This is a genomic window from Pseudomonas sp. PS01297, from assembly GCF_029959305.1.
In the GTDB taxonomy this organism is placed as follows: domain Bacteria; phylum Pseudomonadota; class Gammaproteobacteria; order Pseudomonadales; family Pseudomonadaceae; genus Aquipseudomonas; species Aquipseudomonas helleri.
Genome location: NZ_JASCPQ010000006.1, coordinates 74,771 through 94,362, shown reverse-complemented (window position 1 = coordinate 94,362; position 19,592 = coordinate 74,771). Strand labels below are relative to the sequence as shown.

At 59.1% G+C, this 19,592-nt stretch carries 15 protein-coding genes; 9 read left to right on the top strand and 6 right to left on the bottom strand.

All coding sequences use genetic code 11. From position 1 onward, the window contains the following. The first annotated feature begins 64 nt into the window (after positions 1-64). The 3 genes from QMX84_RS04100 to QMX84_RS04090 are packed head-to-tail and all read left to right on the top strand — an operon-like array spanning position 65 to position 4,033. Positions 65-1,594: an MFS transporter gene (locus tag QMX84_RS04100; protein ID WP_282363237.1), complete on the top strand. Its 1,530-nt coding sequence runs from the start codon at positions 65-67 to the stop codon at positions 1,592-1,594. Continuing rightward, positions 1,591-2,622: an HlyD family secretion protein gene (locus tag QMX84_RS04095; protein ID WP_048390655.1), complete on the top strand. Its 1,032-nt coding sequence runs from the start codon at positions 1,591-1,593 to the stop codon at positions 2,620-2,622. The genes QMX84_RS04100 and QMX84_RS04095 overlap by 4 nt, the downstream gene beginning before the upstream one ends. Before the next feature lies 1 nt (position 2,623). Continuing rightward, complete coding sequence (locus QMX84_RS04090; protein WP_282363236.1) at positions 2,624-4,033, top strand: efflux transporter outer membrane subunit; 1,410 nt, start codon at positions 2,624-2,626, stop codon at positions 4,031-4,033. Between the two features lie 69 nt (positions 4,034-4,102). Here the strand turns inward: QMX84_RS04090 and lpdA are convergent, their stop codons facing one another. From lpdA to QMX84_RS04070, 4 genes are all read right to left on the bottom strand, one after another. Next, positions 4,103-5,578, bottom strand: a complete 1,476-nt coding sequence (lpdA, locus tag QMX84_RS04085) for a dihydrolipoyl dehydrogenase (RefSeq protein ID WP_282363235.1) — start codon at positions 5,576-5,578, stop codon at positions 4,103-4,105. Positions 5,579-5,589: 11 nt separating this feature from the next. Continuing rightward, positions 5,590-6,861: a dihydrolipoyllysine-residue acetyltransferase gene (aceF, locus tag QMX84_RS04080; RefSeq protein WP_262124514.1), complete on the bottom strand. Its 1,272-nt coding sequence runs from the start codon at positions 6,859-6,861 to the stop codon at positions 5,590-5,592. Between the two features lie 33 nt (positions 6,862-6,894). Beyond that, positions 6,895-9,567 (bottom strand): alpha-ketoglutarate dehydrogenase, encoded by a 2,673-nt coding sequence (gene mdeB, locus QMX84_RS04075; RefSeq protein WP_282363234.1) that lies wholly within the window; start codon positions 9,565-9,567, stop codon positions 6,895-6,897. A gap of 119 nt (positions 9,568-9,686) precedes the next feature. Next, positions 9,687-10,724 (bottom strand): D-cysteine desulfhydrase family protein, encoded by a 1,038-nt coding sequence (locus QMX84_RS04070; RefSeq protein ID WP_262124511.1) that lies wholly within the window; start codon positions 10,722-10,724, stop codon positions 9,687-9,689. Between the two features lie 187 nt (positions 10,725-10,911). Between QMX84_RS04070 and QMX84_RS04065 the strand changes: the two genes are divergently transcribed. Beyond that, complete coding sequence (locus tag QMX84_RS04065; RefSeq protein WP_282363233.1) at positions 10,912-11,820, top strand: LysR family transcriptional regulator; 909 nt, start codon at positions 10,912-10,914, stop codon at positions 11,818-11,820. On the opposite strand, the gene QMX84_RS04060 is transcribed toward QMX84_RS04065, so the two are convergent. Then, positions 11,814-12,725, bottom strand: a complete 912-nt coding sequence (locus QMX84_RS04060) for a LysR family transcriptional regulator (RefSeq protein ID WP_282363232.1) — start codon at positions 12,723-12,725, stop codon at positions 11,814-11,816. The genes QMX84_RS04065 and QMX84_RS04060 overlap by 7 nt on opposite strands. 125 nt (positions 12,726-12,850) lie before the next feature. On the opposite strand from QMX84_RS04060, the gene QMX84_RS04055 reads away from it, so the two are divergent. Both QMX84_RS04055 and QMX84_RS04050 read left to right on the top strand, forming a co-directional pair. Continuing rightward, complete coding sequence (locus tag QMX84_RS04055) at positions 12,851-14,155, top strand: MFS transporter (RefSeq protein ID WP_282363231.1); 1,305 nt, start codon at positions 12,851-12,853, stop codon at positions 14,153-14,155. Positions 14,156-14,184: 29 nt separating this feature from the next. Continuing rightward, positions 14,185-15,675: a M81 family metallopeptidase gene (locus QMX84_RS04050; RefSeq protein WP_282363230.1), complete on the top strand. Its 1,491-nt coding sequence runs from the start codon at positions 14,185-14,187 to the stop codon at positions 15,673-15,675. On the opposite strand, the gene QMX84_RS04045 is transcribed toward QMX84_RS04050, so the two are convergent. Next, on the bottom strand, positions 15,669-16,517 hold the full coding sequence (locus tag QMX84_RS04045; protein ID WP_048390670.1) for a LysR substrate-binding domain-containing protein: 849 nt from the start codon (positions 16,515-16,517) through the stop codon (positions 15,669-15,671). The genes QMX84_RS04050 and QMX84_RS04045 overlap by 7 nt on opposite strands. Before the next feature lie 162 nt (positions 16,518-16,679). Between QMX84_RS04045 and QMX84_RS04040 the strand changes: the two genes are divergently transcribed. From QMX84_RS04040 to QMX84_RS04030, 3 genes are read left to right on the top strand one after another with little or no spacing between them, the layout of a single operon-like run. After that, positions 16,680-17,660, top strand: coding sequence for a hypothetical protein (locus QMX84_RS04040; RefSeq protein ID WP_153334912.1), 981 nt, complete (start codon positions 16,680-16,682; stop codon positions 17,658-17,660). A gap of 24 nt (positions 17,661-17,684) precedes the next feature. Beyond that, positions 17,685-18,644, top strand: coding sequence for a 2OG-Fe(II) oxygenase (locus tag QMX84_RS04035; protein ID WP_282363229.1), 960 nt, complete (start codon positions 17,685-17,687; stop codon positions 18,642-18,644). A gap of 2 nt (positions 18,645-18,646) precedes the next feature. Beyond that, complete coding sequence (locus tag QMX84_RS04030; RefSeq protein ID WP_282363228.1) at positions 18,647-19,564, top strand: DMT family transporter; 918 nt, start codon at positions 18,647-18,649, stop codon at positions 19,562-19,564. Positions 19,565-19,592 lie beyond the last annotated feature (28 nt).

Sequence of the window (19,592 nt, the reverse complement as noted above, 5' to 3'; positions counted from 1 at the left end):
ATTGCCTAGTGGTACATTGCACCGCATGTCAGGTTAATTGATTTCAACAGCAGGAACCTTCCCTTTGTCCGCTCCCCTTCCCCCCTCGGCGCCGGCTCCATTTGGCTGGCGAATTGCCCTTGGGCTTATCGGCGTGCTCGTTGCCGCACTCACGTCAGGCATCAATGACCGCGTCACCGATATCACGTTGGTCGACATCCTTGGTATTTACGGCCTTGGTCATGATGAAGGGACCTGGATCAGCTCCGCATACGCCGCTGCCGAAGTGAGTGCCATGTTGCTGTCGCCGTGGCTGGCAGTCACCTTTTCACTTCGCCGCTTTGCCATTGTGGTGACATTTTCCTTTGCTGTCCTGGCCGTCATTATCCCGTTTGCACCCAACGTTGAAAGCCTGGTGCTGCTGCGCGTACTACAAGGCTTGGCCGGCGGCGCATTACCTCCCCTGCTAATGACCGCAGCACTGCGCTTTTTACCTTGGCACGTAAAGCTTTACGGGCTCTCGGCGTACGCGCTCACCGCTACCTTCGGCCCTAACCTGGCCATGCCACTGGCGGCGCTCTGGACCGAAGGCGGTGACTGGCGAATGGTCTTCTGGCAGATCGTACCGACGTGCCTGATGGGGGCAGCGCTTATTGCTTACGGCCTGCCGCAAGATCCGCTGCGGCTGGAGCGGTTCAAGCAACTCGACTGGAGAGGTGCGCTACTGGGTGTCGCGGGCATTTCAATGCTGGTAATTGCCTTGACTCAGGGCGAGCGGCTCGACTGGTTCAATTCACCGCTGATCAGCACGCTGATTGCAGGCGCGATCATTTGCCTGCCACTGTTTTTGCTGAACGAATGGTTCCACCCGCTGCCGCTGTTCAAGCTGCAACTGCTGGAACGGCGCAATTTTGCCTACGGGATTATCACCCTGTGCCTGTTTTTGTTCCTGACCATGGCCAGCGGCTTCATCCCGGCCGCCTACCTGACTGAAGTCAAAGGCTATCGACCGCTGCAAACCATGCCAACGGCCCTGTTGATTGCGCTGCCTCAATTGTTGCTCGCACCGCTGGTCGCGACCGTCATCAACCGAAACTGGGTTGACTCACGTTATGTGATGGCAACCGGTCTGGCGCTAATTGCCATCGCCTGCGCAGGCGGTTCGCTGATCACCAGCGAATGGATTCGTGACGATTTCTATGTGCTGCAGATACTGCACACCTTCGGCCAACCGATGGTAGTCGTGCCCTTGCTGATGAACGCAACGGGGGTGATTCATCCCATGGAAGGCCCCTTTGCGTCTTCGATGGTCAACACGATGCGCGGCCTGTTCTCGGTGGTGGCCGCTTGCACCGTCGAAAACTTCATTACTCATCGCGAACATGTGCATTCAAATACGCTCCTGGACGGGCTGGCCTCAGCACAACCGTCCTTGCCCGGCCTGCTGCATGCCCCCTCTGCCCACGCATTGGCCGAGCGGGTACGAGAACAAGCCTTCGTCTTGAGCTTCAGCGATGCCTACCTCGCCTTGCTGGTCATTATCGCGGTGATGTTTATCGTGCTGCTGACCCTGCCTAAACGCGCCTTTCCACCGCAACCTCCGGTATCACCATGAAACAACACAGAACTGCTATTGGCTTAGTCACTACCGCCGTCGTCATATGCGTCGTCTACATCGGCTACAGACTGGTGGGTGGAAGCTCCGTCCAAAGTACAGACGACGCTTACATCAGGGCCGACTCTGTTTTCGTATCACCGCGCCTGTCTGGACAAATTGCCAGGGTTGCGGTCGAAGATAACCAGCAAGTGAAGGCCGGCCAGCTGCTGGCCGAACTGGATGACCGGGACCTTCTGGTTGCTCAGGCTGCCGCAGCCTCCAGCGTGCAAGCAGCCAAGGCTGAATTGGAGAACCTGGGCGCCAGCATTGAACGCCAATCGGCAATCATCGATCAGTCAACCGCGACGATCCGGGCCACGGCCGCGTCGCTCAAGTTCTCCCAGGCCAATGCACAGCGATACCTGAACCTCTCCAACGCCGGTGCCGGTACTCAGCAAGAACAACAAAAGGCCGAGGCCGAGTTGCTGGGCTGGCAAGCCACCCGCGACCGAGATGAAGCAATCCGCATTGCAGCGGTCAAAACCCTGAGCGTCCTGAAAGCCCGGGTGGATGTTGCCAAAGCTGCATTGGCCAAGGCTAACGCGGCCCTGGAACAGGCGGACCTCAACTTGTCGTACAGCAAAATAACCGCGCCTCAGGATGGCATGATCGGCCAGCGCTCCGTGCGCGTCGGCGCGTATGTAGGCCAAGGACAACCCCTCATGGCGGTGGTCCCGGTAGACAAAGCCTTCGTGATCGCTAATTTTCGCGAGACACAACTGGCGCACATGCATACCCGCCAAGCCGTGGAACTGCGTGTCGACAGTTTTCCGGAGCACAGTTTCAAAGGCTGGATAGAAAGTCTGGCACCGGCAACCGGTCTGTCCTTTTCGGCTATCGCTCCGGACAACGCTACGGGCAACTTCACCAAAGTCGTGCAGAGAATCCCGGTGAAAATCATGTTTGATGAGCACCAACCGGATCTGGATCGACTGCGCGTTGGGATGTCGGTGGTTGCCAGCGTCGATGTCACCCAGGAGCGCTGAAATGAAACGCACGCTTCTGTTTATATCCATAGCAAGCCTTGGCGCTTGCACCGTAGGGCCGGACTTCCAAAAGCCTGAAGCTCAACTACCGGCAACTTGGCAAACCGCTGTTACTTCCGGTGCAAGCCTGGACACCAAGGTAGATAACCTGTGGTGGCAGCGCTTGGGCGACCCGCTGCTGACACAGTTAATCGATCGTTCTGCCAGCGCCAATTTTGATGTGCGCACGGCCAGTATTCGCCTGGAGCAAAGCCGCTTGCTGCGTCAGGTCACCGGCAGTGAAAGGCTGCCCGAGGTCAGTGCCAACGCTGCTTATAAACGAGCGCGAAACAGTGCCGAAGGGGTGCTGGACGAGTCCAACCTCAATGGCAAGGCACCTTTTGAACTGTGGACCAGTGCCCTCGACGCCAGTTGGGAAATTGATCTCTGGGGGCATGTGCGCCGCAGTATCGAGGCCGCAGATGCCGACGTCGAACTCAGCCAGGCGCAACGCGACGGTATACGCTTGAGTATCGCGGCTGAAACCGCCACTGATTACATTCGTTTGCGGGGTGTGCAAGCCAAACTGGCGGTCGCGCGATTGAACCTGGACATTGCCCGGCAAAGCCAACAACTGACCCGCGCACGCTATGACAATGGTGTGACTACAAACCTGGACACCGCCAACTCGGCCGCACAGGTGGCAACCATTGAAGCCGTATTGCCGTCGCTTGAAGCGGCGCAAAGCCGCTTGATCAACGCTCTCAGCTTTTTACTCGCCACCCCGCCACGCACGCTGCATTCAGAACTGATTGAGCCCAAAGCCATCCCCCATCCAGCTCCCGATGTGCCGCTGGGCCTGCCCTCGGAGCTGGCCCGTCGGCGTCCCGACATCTTGCAAAGCGAAGCCGCATTACACCGGGCTACTGCAGCCATTGGCATTGCACAAGCGGACTTCTACCCGCGTGTCAGCCTGGGCGCAAGCATGGGCTATCAAGCCCTCAATGGCTCAAATCTGGGAACATGGGGCTCGCGGGAGTGGTCGTATGGGTCCAGTGTGTACCTGCCGATTTTTCAGGGCGGTCGCCTTACCGGCACACTGCAATTGCGCAAACGTCAGGAGCAGGAAGCCGCATTGAACTACCAGCGCGTGGTATTGAGCGCCTGGCATGAAGTCGACAATGCCATGACTGATTACGCGGCCGAGCAAAAACACCACGCCGCGCTGGAAAAAGCCGTCAACGAAAATACCCTTGCCTTGCGTACCGCCAAAGAACGTTATGCCCAAGGCGCCGCAGACTTCCTGAACGTTTTGACCGTACAGCAGGCCTTGCTGGCAACTCAAAACGATCTGGTCGACAGCGCGACCGATGCCGCCATTGACCGTGTACACCTGTACCGGGCGTTGGGCGGCGGCTGGCCCAAGGGGTAAACATGCAACAGTCATCGCGACACGCTTGCCTCCTTGGCTGGTAGCAGGAGGCAAGCCTGAGGCGCCGCTCTAACGCCTGCGCGCAGGCAAGTCGGTGCAACTGCCGAGGGCAACCTCGGCAGCCATGCCGACCGTCTCACCCAAGGTGGGGTGCGGGTGAAGGGTCTTGCCGATGTCCAGAGCGTCGGCCCCCATTTCGATGGCCAGGCAGACTTCACTGATCAAATCACCCGCCCCGGTACCGACAATGCCGCCGCCGATCACACGCCGCGTGTCGGCATCGAACACCAGTTTGGTCAGGCCTTCATCGCGGCCGTTGGCAATCGCGCGGCCTGATGCGGCCCACGGGAACACCGCCACCTCTACCTTGATGCCTTGGGCTTTGGCTTCTTGCTGAGTCAGCCCGGCCCACGCCACCTCCGGGTTGGTGTAGGCAACCCCGGGGATCTGCAACGTATCAAAATGGCTGCACGCCAGCTCAGGGTTATTCAGGGCCTCACCCGCCGCCACTTCGGCGGCGACATGGCCTTCGTGCACGGCTTTGTGCGCCAGCATGGGCTGGCCAACAATGTCACCGATCGCGAAGATGTGCGGCACAGTGCTGCGCATCTGCTTGTCGACGCGGATAAACCCGCGCTCATCCACATGGACACCGGCCTTGTCAGCGCCGATCCGGTCGCCATTGGGTTTGCGCCCGACCGCAACCAGCACCAGGTCATAACACTGCGGTTCGGCAGGCGCTTGTCCACCGTCAAAGGTCACCCAGATGCCCTGCTCGCTGGCCTCGGCGCTCACCGTGCGGGTATTGACCATCACCCGATCAAAACGCGGGTGGTTGTACTGCTCCCAGACCTTGACCAAGTCGCGATCAGGCCCCTGCATCAGGCCATCCAGCCTTTCGACCACGTCGATGCGTGCACCAAGGGCCGAATAGACGGTAGCCATTTCCAGGCCGATAATCCCGCCACCCACCACCAGCATGCGTTTGGGCACCGTCTTGAGTTCAAGGGCGCCGGTGGAGTCCACGATGCGTGGATCATCCGGCATGAACGGCAACGTCACCGGTTGGCTACCGGCAGCAATCACGCACTGCTTGAACCGGATCACCTGCTTTTCACCCGTCAGCTCAAGACCTGTGCCCGAGCACAGCGAGACCTCAAGGTGATGCGGGTCCAGAAAACGCCCGACCCCGCGCACAACCTCAACCTTTCGCCCCTTGGCCATCCCCGCCAGCCCGCTGGTCAGTGTGTTGACCACCGCCTCTTTGTGACGACGCAACGTACCCAGATCAACTTGACCAACACCAAACTCAATGCCCATGGCGGCCAAGTGCGGCACTTCCTCCATCACCGCAGCGATATGCAGCAACGCTTTGGAGGGGATACAGCCGACATTCAGGCACACGCCGCCCAAGGTGGCATAGCGCTCAACCAGCAGGGTTTTCTGGCCCAGATCGGCCGAACGAAAGGCCGCTGAATAGCCGCCGGGGCCACCACCCAGCACCAGCACATCGCATTCCACACTCACTTCATTCACCTGACTCATGTGCGCCCTCCTCACAGGGTAATTCGACGAAAGTCAGCCAACAGCGCGGCCAGATGCTGAAGGAAACGCGCCGCCGCCGCGCCATCGACCACGCGGTGATCCCACGAAAGCGCCAACGGCAGAACCAGGCGTGGGGCAAATGCTTGGCCATCCCACAGAGGCCTGATCTGTGCCCGGGTCACCCCCAGAATGGCTACTTCCGGGGCGTTGATAATCGGGTTAAAGCCGGTGCCGCCAATCCCGCCCAGACTGGAAACGGTAAAGGTCCCTCCGCTCATGTCTGCAGGCCCCAATTTGCCGTCCCGGGCCTTTTTTGCCAGTTCTGCGCACTCTGTGGCGATCTGGCCGATGCCTTTGTGCTCGACATCGCGAATCACCGGCACCACCAGCCCATTGGGCGTGTCCGCGGCAAAACCGATGTGGCAGTACTGCTTCACAATCAGGATCGGCTCGCCATCTTCGTGGCCCAGTGAACTGTTGAACGCCGGGAAAGCCTTCAGCGTTGCAGCTGCCGCCTTGATCAGAAATGCCAGCAAGGTGTACTTGATCGCCTCCTTGCTGCCCTCCTGATTGAGTTGAACCCTGAATGCCTCCAGGTCGGTGATGTCTACCTCCTCGTTATTGGTGACATGGGGAATCATCACCCAATTGCGCGACAGGTTGGCCCCCGAGATTTTCTTGATGCGTGACAGCGCCACTTTTTCAACCGGACCGAACCGGGCAAAATCCACCTCCGGCCACGGCAGCAGGTCGAGCCCGGCGCTTTGCCCGGGGCTATCCAGACGCGCCATGGCGTCCTTGACGAAGCGCTCGACATCCTCGCGCAGCATGCGCCCGCCCTTGCCGGTGGGCACCACGCGCGACACATCCACGCCCAATTTGCGCGCATAACTGCGCACGGAGGGGCTGGCGTGCGGTTTGGCTGCCGATGGGTTCACCGCCGGGACTGCCGCCGGGGCCGACGGTGCAGTGACAGCCACAGGCGCAACACTGACCTGCGCAGGGCTGCTGACTGCCGGTTGAGGCGCAGGCTCGGCACTCACCGCCACCTGCAACGTCAGCATAGGGCTACCCCTGGAAACCCGATCACCCTCTTTGACCGTCACCGCCACCACAACCCCGGCCTCGGGGCTGGGTACATCCATCGAGGCCTTGTCCGACTCCAGGGTCAGCAAGGGCTCATCGATTGCCACTGTGTCGCCCGGTTTGACCAACACTTCAATCACCGGGAGGTCTTTAAAGTCCCCGATGTCCGGGACATGAATCTCTCTGATTTCACTCATGACTTACCGCCGCATAAAAAGGGAAGACAACCGTTAGCACGTCCACGGCGCGGGACGATCACCGTCCAGCCCATAACGCTCAACGGCCTCAGCCAACACCTGTCGCGGTAAACGGCCGTCGCGCACCAGGCCGTCCAAAGCCGCCAAAACAATCTGCTGGCGGTCCACTTCAAAGAAGTCACGCAAGGCGGCGCGGGTATCACTGCGGCCGAAGCCGTCGGTGCCCAGCGCAATAAAGCGCGCATCGACATAACTGGCGATCAGTTGTGGCCAGGCGCGAACATAGTCAGAGGCGGCAATCACCGGCGCATCGCCAGCCAGCGACGCGCACAAATGGCTGACCTGCTCAGGTTCGACCGGGTTGAGCCGGTTGTGCCGCTCGACCTCACGGGCTTCACGCGCCAGCTCGCTGAAACTGGTGACGCTCCACACCTCACTCGCAATCTGCCAGTCGGTTGCGAGCATTTCAGACGCAGCGATCACTTCGCGCAAAATAGTCCCGCTGCCCAGCAGCCGGACCGAACCACGGGGCGCATCAGCCTCTGTCTGTGCATAGCGATACATGCCGCGAATAACCTGGGCTTCGACGCCACTCGGCAGTGACGGCTGGGCGTAGTTTTCGTTCATTACGGTGACGTAATAGAACTCATCGACATCGCGCTCCATCATCTGGCGCATGCCATGGTCGACAATCACCGCCAGTTCACCTGCGAACGCCGGGTCGTAGGCGCGGCAGTTGGGTACAGTGGACGCCACCACGTGGCTACTGCCGTCCTGGTGCTGCAGCCCTTCGCCGCCCAAGGTGGTTCGCCCGGCGGTTGCGCCGAGTAAAAAGCCCCGTGCACGTTGGTCCGCCGCAGCCCAAATCAAGTCCGCAACCCGCTGAAAACCAAACATGGAGTAATAGATGTAGAACGCCAGCATCGGCTTGCCATGGGCACTGTACGAGGTCGCAGCCGCCACCCACGAAGAAATCGCCCCGGCTTCGGTGATGCCCTCCTCCAGCAACTGGCCATCGCGGGCTTCGCGGTAATAGAGCATGGAACCCGCGTCTTCTGGCTCGTACAGCTGGCCCAGCGGCGAGTAAATGCCGATCTGACGAAACAGATTGGCCATACCAAAAGTGCGCGCTTCGTCCGCCACAATCGGCACGATTCGCGGCCCCAGTTCTTTGTCCTTGAGCAAACCGCCCAGCATGCGCACCACGGCCATGGTGGTGGACATTTCCTTGCCATCCGCTTCAAAGGCGAAACGCGCGTAATCCGCCATGGCCGGTATGGCGACGTGCTCACTGCCCTTGTTACGCGCAGGCAGATAACCACCCAATGCGTTGCGACGTTCACGCAGATAGCGCATTTCCTGGCTGTCTTCAGCCGGGCGATAAAAGCGCAACTGCGCCACATCATCATCCGACAGCGGCAAGGCGAAGCGATCCCGAAACGCCTTGAGCGCATCGATATCCAGCTTCTTGGCCTGGTGCGAGGTCATGCGTGACTCCCCCGCGCCGCCCATGCCGTAGCCTTTTTTGGTCTTGGCGAGGATGACCGTCGGCTGGCCTTTGTGCGCCTTGGCGGCGGCGAACGCGGCATACAGCTTGCGCAAGTCATGCCCGCCACGCTTTAGGGCATCAATCTCGGCATCCGACATGTGCGAGACCAGTGCCTGGATCTCCGGATCTTGCTGGAAGAAGTGCAGCAAATTGTAGGCACCATCCTTAGAACCCAACGTCTGGTACTGGCCATCGACCGTCTGGGCGAAGCGTTGCAACAAGGCGTTGTGGGTGTCCCGGGCAAACAGCGGGTCCCAGTCCGAGCCCCAGATCACCTTGATCACATTCCAGCCAGCGCCGGTAAACAGCGCTTCAAGTTCTTGAATGACCTGACCGTTACCGCGCACCGGGCCATCCAGACGCTGCAAGTTGCAGTTGACGATAAAGGTCAGGTTGTCGAGCTTCTCCCGCGCCGCAAGCGTGAGCCCGGCAATCGACTCGGGCTCATCCATTTCACCGTCACCGAAGACGCCCCAGACATGGCGCTCGGCGGTATCGGCCAAGTGGCGGTGTTCGAGGTAACGCATGTAACGCGCCTGATAGATCGCACTGATCGGACCGATGCCCATCGAGCCGGTCGGAAATTGCCAGAAGTCCGGCATCAACCAGGGGTGCGGATAAGAACTCAGGCCGTTGCCGCCGACTTCCTGGCGATAGTTCGCCAGTTGTTCTTCAGACAAGCGCCCCTCAAGGAACGCACGGGCATAGACCCCAGGCGCCGAGTGCGGCTGGAAAAACACCAGATCGCCGCCATGCAGCTCATCACGGGCACGGAAAAAATGGTTGAACCCCACCTCGAAAATTTCAGCGGCAGAGGCGTAACTGGCGATATGCCCGCCCAGTTCGCCGTAGGCCTGATTGGCGCGCACCACCATGGCCAATGCATTCCAGCGAATGATTGCGGTAATCCGTTCCTCGACGGCCAGGTCGCCCGGGTAAGGCCCCTGGCGTTCAATCGAAAGGGTATTTCGATAGGCCGAGTACGGATGCACCTGCGCGGTGACGCCAAGTACTCTTGCGTGTTGCTCCAGTTGTTTGAGTAAAAACTGGCCGCGTTCACAGCCGGCCTCCCGCACCACGGCTTCCAGCGACTCCAGCCACTCCAGGGTTTCATCGCGATCACTGTCAACCGGCAGACGTTCGTTTGGCACACCCATGGTGGCCTCCTTGATTATTATTTGAGGGCGCAGCTGTAGTCGCTGTCGAGGCACGAGGGCTGCGATGCGGGCCGCAGGACCGCCGTTTCATCTCTCGCAGCCTCGTGCCTTTGCAGCGACTACAGGCTTTGGGTGAAGGTGTCGCGGTAGGCGTAAAGGCCCGGAGTGCCGCCGGTCATAACGAACAGCACGTTATCGCCAGCGCGGTAGCGGCCTTGGCGAAGGTCGGCCAGCAGGCCTGCGAAGGCCTTGCCCGAGTACACCGGGTCAACCAGCAGCCCTTCGCAACGGGCCATCAGGCGCACGGCTTCGATCATCGCCGGTGTCGGCAGCCCGTAGCCTTCCCCCAGTTGGCTGCCATCGATATGGATGGCCTGCGGCGCAAGGGTGGCTGCATGACCGAGCAGCGCCAGCGCCTCTTGAGTCAGCTGCCGCGTCCTGCTTGCAGAGGTTTGCTGATCGGCCAGCACCGACCAGGACTTCACGGTCGAAGCCCCACGCCCCAGCAGCTCAAAGCCTGCCGCGAGCCCGGCATGGGTGCCCGCACTGCCATTGGGGATCACCACTTCGCTGAAATGAACGCCCAACTCGATCTCTTGCTGCGCGATTTCTGCCGCGCAACGGGCGTAGCCCAGGCTACCCAACGGCGTCGAGCCGCCAGTGGGAATGACCATGACGTTGCGCCCCGCTGCTCTCAATTCATTGGCCCGGTGCTCAGCGGCGGCCAGGGCGTCGGCCCCCTTGGCCAGCACCTGTAGCCGGGCACCAAACAGCTGATCCAGCAAGACGTTGCCGTTGAGTTCGTAATCGGTGTCGGCCTTGGGCACCGAGCGGGCCAGAATCAACTCGCAGGCCATGCCCAGTCGGGCACACACCGCCGCCGTCAAACGCGCATGGTTGGACTGAATCCCGCCAACCGTAATCAGCGTATCAACACCGTTTTTCAGCGCGGCACCGAGGTGGAACTCCAGCTTACGCAGCTTGTTGCCGCCACCGCCGATGTGCATGTGATCATCACGCTTGAGGTAAAGGCCGACGCCTTGCTCGCGCAAGCCCAACTCCTGCTCAAGCCGCTCGGCGCGTTGAATGCGGGTGGCGCCCTGCAACACATCTGCCCGGGGAAAGGCCGCCAAAGCCTTGTCCAGTCTGGTTTGCATGTTCTGTGACCTCATCGCTGATGTTTATTCTTAATTAATATAGGAACAAACCAGCGGGTAATAAACGCACTGAAAGTTAGTACTTGTATAACCTGAGGTTCGTAATTAATGTCGCCTGCTGTTCAGGCCGCAAACTGCGCTATAAGGGTTTTCAGTTTTTTATCTGTACAGCCAGAAGGCATTTTTTATGAGCAAGCTCAGGCAAATGGAAGTCTTTGTGGCGGTCGTCGAGGCGGGCAGTTTTGCTGAGGCTGCGGTTCAGGTGGGCATGTCGGCGGTCATGGTCGGGCGGCATATTCAGAGCCTTGAAACGGCCTTGAACACCCGGCTGATTCAGCGAACAACGCGCCGCCAGTCCGTCACCGGTGAAGGCCGGTTGTTTTACGCCGAAGCCAAAACCGCCCTTGAGCAAATCGAGTACGCCTTCAAGCGCGTCGAGGCCTCCACCGACAAACCCAGCGGCCTGCTGCGCGTGACCGCGCCGATGACCCTGGGCAGTGCGTTGATTGGTCCACTCGTCACCGAGTTCATGCAGTTGTACCCCGAGATACAGATTGAGCTGATCTTGAGCAATAAGGTCGTGGACCTCTATGAAAGCTCATTTGATCTGGGCTTCAGGATTTCCGAGCGGGTGGACGTCAATCTCGTCTGCAGGCCACTGCCGCCCTACCGGATGGTGATCTGCGCGGCGCCCAAATACCTCGCCACCTGGCAGGCGCCGCAGACCCCGGAGGACCTTTCTACACACCGGATTTTGACCCACACCTCGTGGAACAATCGCTTTGCCTGGCCCTTGCGCCAAGGCAACAAGGACATCCCATGGCCTGAGCGGGCGGTCCTCAAAAGCAACGATGGCAAGGTGCTGCTTGAAGCGGCCATTGCCGGCTGCGGAATCTTGATGCAGCCGGATTTTCTGGTAGCCGCGGCATTGGCCAGTGGTGAGTTGGTGCCGCTGATGAGTGCCTGTGCACCGGAGCCCAAGCCGGTGCAAATGGTCTATTTGCGCTCAAAAAAATCACTGCCCAAGCTGAACGCCTTTGTCACGTTCATCAGCGAACGGCTGGGCTCGTCCACGCCTGAGCAACACGCTCACTGACCGAAAATAGACGTTCGATGCTCGATCCACTTGAGCAACTCTTCAGCCCCTACCGATTGCGGCTTGTTGAGCTTGACCAACAGCCGGGCATGCACATTCTGAAACAGCGGGTGATCGATTGAGCGGGTCACCAGCGCACCGCTGACCCGGTCGTTGAAGGCCGAGAACTCGCTCATCATGGTCACCGCATCACCGCTCATCACATACCGCCTGAGGGCCGTCAGGGAGTTGGTGACCATGGCCGGGCGAATGGACAGGTTTTCGGTATGCAGCACGAGCTGAATGATTTGTCCCAGGCCGTATTCCGACGGCATCACTGCCAGCGGGTAACGCAAGATGTCTTCCAGCTTCAACGGCTCGCTGAGCTGCGCCAACGGATGGCCCGAGCGCATCAGTAAACGAACCGGCTGCAAGGACGACGCGCGATAGGTCACGTCAGGGTGCGCCGGAGGATTGTAGGCCAGACCAATGCTCGCGGCGCTTTGCGCGACTTCGTCAAGCACGCTGTTGACCGGCAACACGTCCAGCGTGATGCGAATGCCTGGATAGGTGTCGGTGAATTCACTCAAGACCTTATCAATCAGCAAGTCGATAAAGCCCTCACTGATAACAATCCGGATATCCCCTTCCCTCAAGCCTTTGAGCCCGCGCAAGCGGTCTTCGAGGTGTTCTTGCTGCGCCTGGCAGCCACGCCAGAACTCCAGAAGAAACTGCGCCGCTTCAGTCGGCACCACACCGCGGGCTTGGCGTTCAAACAAGACGGTGCCGACCTCTTCCTCCAGCAATTGAATTTGCCGGGTAATCACAGAAGGCGCGGTGTTCAGATTCTCCGCCGCTCCGCGAATGGAGCCGCTGGAGAGGACTTCATAGAAATAGCGCATTCGACGTTGATTCAGATCTCTCACGATAAACCTGCTGCTCAATGACTGTTGCTTACAGAGCAACGCTAGCATTAAAAAGTTGCTCTTGCTCACGCAAGGTTTCCACTTGAATATCGATCGAACAATAAAAAGATCCCGTGGAGAGCCGTATGCACAGCAGCAAGCCAGCGAGTGAGCTTTCAGCCATCTATCGAAAGATTGACTGGCGGTTATTACCTTTTTTGCTCGTGTGTTACTTCGTGGCGTATCTGGACCGGGTCAATGTGGGCTTTGCCAAGTTGCAAATGCAAAGCGACCTGAACTTGTCCGATGCCGCTTATGGGCTGGGCGCCGGTATCTTTTTTATCGGCTACGCCTTGTTCGAGACGCCGAGCAACCTGCTACTGCCCAAGATCGGCGCACGCAAGACCCTCAGTCGAGTGATGATCTTATGGGGCACCACATCGGCCTGCATGATGTTCGTCGAAACGGAACGGGCGTTTTACGTCTTGCGCTTTTTCCTCGGGGTATTTGAGGCCGGATTCGCGCCGGGCATGTTGTTCTATTTGACCTATTGGTACGGCCGCGAACGGCTGGGGCAAGTGCTGGCAATCGTCATGCTGGCAGCGCCGCTGGGCGGGATCTTTGGCGCGCCGCTCTCGGTATGGCTAATGACTGCGTTCGAAGGCGTACACGGTTTGTCCGGCTGGCAATGGATGTTCTTTCTGGAAGCCATCCCCGCTGTGCTGCTGGGCGTGCTCGCCCTGAAAGTATTGAGTGACAAACCGGCCACCGCGCCATGGTTGAGTGAACCTGAAAAACAGGCACTGGCAGCGCACATCGGCACAGGTCGGGGCGATCACCATTCGTTCAAAGAGGTATTGAAAGACCCGCGGGTTTACCTGATGGCAGCGGGGTATTTCTGTTTGATCTGCGGCATCTATGCCATGAGCTTCTGGCTGCCGACCATCATCAAAGAGTCAGGTATCCACGACACCATGCAGATCGGCTGGTACTCGGCCATTCCTTATATCGGCGCGATGGCGGGCATGTTGATCTTTGCCCGGACCTCCGACCGTTTCTATGAACGGCGCTGGCACACAGCCCTTCCGGCATTGATAGGTGCGATCTGCCTGACCGCGTCGGTGATCTACAAGACCCACTTCGGGTTATCCCTGCTGTTCCTGACCTTGGCCACCACCATGATGTGGTCAGCCTACACGGTGTTTTGGGCCATCCCATCGCAGCACTTAAAGGGTGACGCGGCCGCAGGCGGCATTGCCGTCATCAACACCATCGGGCTTACCGGTGGTTTCCTCAGCCCGACATTGATGGGCTACGCCAAAACGGCCACGGGCAACTCTGACTCGGGCCTGGTGTTTATCTCGCTGATTCTGCTGCTGGGGGCCGTGCTGCTGGCTGCAAATAAACCTGAACACGCTCAGCAAAGAGCAGCGTCTACCCAAACCGTTTAAACCCATTATAAAAAGGTGTCTTTACTGTCATGGCCTATCGAATCCTGGTGGCGGGTTTCCAGCATGAAACCAATACCTTCGCGCCCTCCAAAGCAGAATACGAAAACTTCGTCAGGGGCGAAGGTTTCCCGCAAATGGTCAGGGGCGCGGACGTGCTGAACTTACGCGAGGTCAACATTCCCGCAGGCGGCTTTCTGATTGAGGCCGAACGATTGGGCTATGAGGTGGTTCCAGTGATCTGGGCCGGGGCCAGCCCGTCAGCCCATGTCACCCAGGCAACCTACGAACGCATTGCCAACGAAATCATTCAGGCGGCTGCCAGCCAGACACTGGACGGCCTCTATCTGGACCTGCATGGCGCCATGGTTGCCGAACATACCCATGACGGTGAAGGCACACTGCTGAGCCGGCTGCGTGCCGTGGTTGGGCCGGACATACCGATCGTGGTCTCACTGGACCTGCACGCCAACGTGACCGATTTGATGCTCGAACAGGCCGATGCCATGGTTGCCTTTCGAACCTATCCCCACGTGGACATGGCTGAAACCGGCATAAAAGCCGCGCAATTGCTTGATCTGCGACTGCGTTGCGGGAAACTGCAGTGCGCCAGTCTGCGACTGCCCTTCCTGATTCCGGTCAATGGCATGTGCACCCTGCTGGAGCCCGCGCGCAGCCTTTACCAGCAACTGGAGCACCTTGAGTCTGAAGGCCTGTCGCTGTCCTTCACCCCCGGCTTTCCGGCCGCCGATTTCGAAGAGTGCGGGCCGGTCATCTGGGGCTATGGGCTGGATTCGCAGGCGCTGCAAGCCGCCGTCGGCACTCTGTATGACAAGCTGGTCGGCGAAGAAGATCAGTGGGAAGTGCCGCTACTGCTTCCAGACGATGCCGTGCGCCAGGCCATGGCATTGGCAGCGTCGGCCCAACGCCCCATCGTGATTGCAGACACCCAGGACAACCCCGGCGCAGGTGGCGACGCCAATACCATGGGCATGCTCAAAGCCCTGTTAAGCCACCATGCGCGTAACGCCGCCATCGGTTTGATCTATGATCCTGCAGCCGTTCAGGCCGCGATTGCCGTCGGGCTGGGCGGTTTTATTGACATCGCGCTGGGTGGGCAATCCGGCGTGCCGGGGGATGAGCCATTACAAGGCCGCTTTGAAGTCACCCACCTGTCTGACGGCCGCTGCCGCTTCGAAGGCCCCATGATGAATGGCATGGACGTTGATGTCGGCCCGGTGGCGGGTCTGAAAATCGACGATGTGAGCATTGCCGTCAGCTCAAGCAAATGCCAGATGCTGGACCGTACCCTGTACCGGCTGGCCGGCATCGACCCTGAAAAAAAGAGCGTGCTGGTCAACAAAAGCTCCGTGCATTTTCGCGCCGACTTCCAACCCATCGCCGAGCACATCCTGGTGGCCAAAGCACCCGGTCCGATGACCGCAGATCCGGCGGACATCCCGTGGACAAGGTTGCGTGAAGGCATCCGCTTAAAGCCCAACGGGCCTGCGTTCCATCACTGAATCAAAAAGGATGACCTGAGCATTTCGTGCAGATGCACTGCCGCATGATGGGACGTATCCGTCAGCAGATAAACGTGATGCTCAGGCAAGCCAGGCAACGCCATCTGAAGAATCAGCGAACCGTCATCGGCCGCCCCCTGGGCTTCCACAATGCCCAACGCCAAACCACTTCTCACACACGCCAATACAGCGTGGGAATTGGCACTCTCCAGCAGGATCCGGTAACGGATCCCGGCGGCTTTCAAGATCGCCAGCGCTGACTCCCGGTACGGGCAGCCACTCAATTGCAGGGCAATGGGCAAAGGCTGATCTGGATCGTACTTGAAGCCAGCAGCCGCCGCCCAGCACGGCTGTGTAGAACGCAGCCGCTCAGCATGGCTCAGCTGCTCATGACTGACAGCGATGGTCAGGTCCAGTTGCTTGCGTGCAAACAGGTCGAGCAGTTCAGTACTGGATTTGACCACCACTTCAAGCTCCAGAGCCGGATTGCCCGCGACGAACAGCGGTAAAAAGTCCGCCATCAATTGCTCGGCATAACCGTCCGGCACTCCCATACGAACCTTGCCCGTCATCAGTTGTGGCGACAACGTTGCCAACAGCCGGTCATGGGCCATCAAAAAGCGCGTGGTTTCGCCCAACAGTTGCCGCCCCGCGGGTGTCAACTCAACGAGTTGATTGTTGCGGACCAAAAGTTGATGCCCAACCTTTGCCTCAAGTTTCTGGATCTGCGTTGTCACTGCCGAAGGGCTGCGATGGACGTAATCGGCCGCATCCTTGAAGCGCCTGAACCTGGCCACGGCCTGGAAGGTTCTGAGCACATCAATGTCGAGGGCTCTGCCCATGAGGTCACCTGATTTCGTTATGTCGAACCAGCGATTCGATTTATTCAACTGTACAGGGTTTACACCCACTCCTATGGTGGGGTCAACACATGCCAGCCACTGAACGCGCAACCTCAACCGGAGCAAACAAGACCACTCAAACCACCGTATGGAGTGACACCGATGAGCCTGAATGACTTTGTTGTAGATGCCCTCATACGCACCGAACGCTATAAGAACACCCGACTATGGACCGTTGAGAACCACGCCAAGTACTCGACCCTGACCGCCCCCCTGGCCAGTTCTTGCAACCCTTCGCGCTTCAACTTGCAAATATTTCAGCTCATGTGCGCCTTGAATCAGCAAGGCATGGCCGAGGATGGGCTGTGTGCCGACGCCCAAGGCCAGGGCGCACTCAAAGACATTCTCGGCACGCTTGCCGAGCGTCTGGCCCTGCTGAGCGAGAATCGCCATGTGCACTATGTTGAATTAGGCCCTGAACCGATCAAAACCGCGCACTTGCTGGGGCGGATCACTGAGGCTTGCACCTCCCTGCGCTATACCGCCATCGACATCAATCAGACCTCAGAAAGCGTAATGCGTGACGCGGTGTTTCCAATCGTGGAACAGCATGGCAGCTTCAATTACATCGCCGCCGACTATCGAACCGTTGAACGTGCCGACCTGCATCATGAGCAGGACATTACCCTGATTACCTTGCTTGGCTTTCAAGAAGGCAACGAGTTGCCGGTGACCACCGGACGACTCATTCGCAGCCTCGCGAGCGACGCCACATACATCATTTCGGAGATGCAGATCTACGAAGAAGGGCTGCAAAGCAACATCCACGCTTTTTATGCCAACCCGCACATGATCAGGTTTTCGCAGGTAGTTGCCCTGCAGCAAGGCTTCATCCCGCTGGATGAGCATGCTGTCACCCTCGTGAGATTCAAACTGCTGGATGAGCTGATCCATGTGGCCGTCACCCTGCAACCCGTTGAGAAGGGACGCCAACAAGGCTGCCTGCTGACCAATATCTGCCTCAAATACACCCCTGAACAGTTCCGTCGCATCAGATCCCGACACTGCAACTGCAGCGTGCTGGATGAGTTCGCCAGCGGTGATGGCTCTGTGCGTTATCAGATTGCCAAATACCTCCAATAGCAACACCACAGGGAGCCATGAACCATGGATCACACAGACCCGCTACCCCTGTTTGAGCGCGGCGTCGGGCGAGTAAAACTGGCGCTGAAATCCACGTTGAGAAAAAGGTCGCGCAGTGCCTCGCCCGCTGCCGACGAGCAAGCGCTCTGGCGTGACGACCTGCTCTGCCAGGCAAACCTTACGATCAGCGATGCGCGAACACTTGCCGACCTGGGCTACGCCTTGAGCCCGCACCCCGACATACCGGCCGAAACGATCACCGCAGTGGCTTGCGCGCACCGGTTGTTCACGCCCGAAGCCGTGGCGACTCTTCAAGACATCTGCACGCGTCTGGAAGAACATGCAGATGACAGCGACTGGATCATTTCCCGGCGCACACGCGCAGTCACCACGCTATCGCCGTTCATCAACGCCATGATGAACAGTCGCCGCTTCCTGTTGGCCATCTCGCGCATTGCGGGCGTCCCCCTGGTGCCCTACCCCATGCTCAATGCCCGGTCGCAGATCAATTATTTCTATCCCAAGCCTGAGCATGAACAGCAGCAACTCGGTATGTGGCATACCGACGGCACCAACTATGTGCTGAACATTGTGCTAACGCGCTCGTCAGACTACACCGGCGGAGAATTCGTCTTTCATAACAGCACAGTCGAGTCTTTCGACGCCCTTAATCACCGTACGTTCGAAACCGCCCCGCTGATCGAACCCGGTGATGCGCTATTCATTTATGGCAGTCGATTGTTTCATGGCGTTCGGCCAGTAAGCACCGGCCGACGCATGTCGTTGGTGCTGTCCTTCCACTGCCCTTACGCCCGTGAAGATTCCAACCAGTTCTGGCACCTCGCCTCAGACGACGGCATCCCCGCGACCATTCCCAACTGGTTAAAACTGCGCTGGGCCTTACAGCGCTCAGCCGCCAGACAATTCGCACGTATCGGTATCGCGCCCATTACCTTCGAAGAACTGCGCTATCCAGAGAGTTGACTATGTCACGCAGCACGCTGTATCTGTTTTCACTGCAAGCCGTCTTCGTCCTGTCCTGGAGTTCGGGCTTTATCGGCGCCCGCTTGGGCACTGAAGATGCTGGCGCCATCAACCTGCTGTTCTGGCGGTTCCTGCTGGTCACTGCGTGTTTGCTGCCGTTTGTCTGGCAGCGACTGTGGGCATTGTCCCGGGCACAGTTGCGCTATAACGCCATTATTGGCTTCCTGTCTCAGTTCGCTTACCTGGTCAGTGTCTATATCGCCATACGTGGCGGCCTGCCCGCCGGGATAGCGGCGATTATCTGCGCACTGCAGCCACTGATCACCGCCGCCCTGGCCGCACGGGGCAACCACGAGCGCAGCGGCTTGCAAGAATGGCTTGGGCTGGTGATCGGATTCAGCGGGGTCGGCATCGTGATCTGCGGCGAGTATGCCCTGTCCGACAACAACATCGGCATTGGCCTGTATGCCCTGCCATTGATCGCGGCGATCACCCTGTCTATCGCCACGTTGTATCAGCGCCAGCAATCGGTATTGGCAACCGGACACAGCAAGGACGGCCAGCTAATGCCACTGTTTCTACAATCGGCCACCACGCTGGTCCTGCTGTTTGCTGCCGGTTTGGCACTGAATGACATCCAGGTACCCACCCAGGCCAATGTCTGGGTGGCCGTCGGCTGGTTGACGCTGTTCTCAACGTTTATTGCCTACCTCAGCCTGTGGACCCTGCTCAAGCGAATGTCCGCTACTCGCGTGTCGGCGCTGGTCTATCTGGAGCCGCCGGTCACCTTGCTGTGGGCCGCCCTGATGTTTGGCGACGCCCTGCACTGGACCACCTACGTGGGCATTTTGGTGGTGGCCACTGGAGTCCTGATTACCCGGCGGCGCAGCCATGCCTGCGCCGTTTGCAGTGAAGCGTGAGAAGGAAATCAAACTGGGCGACGAGCAA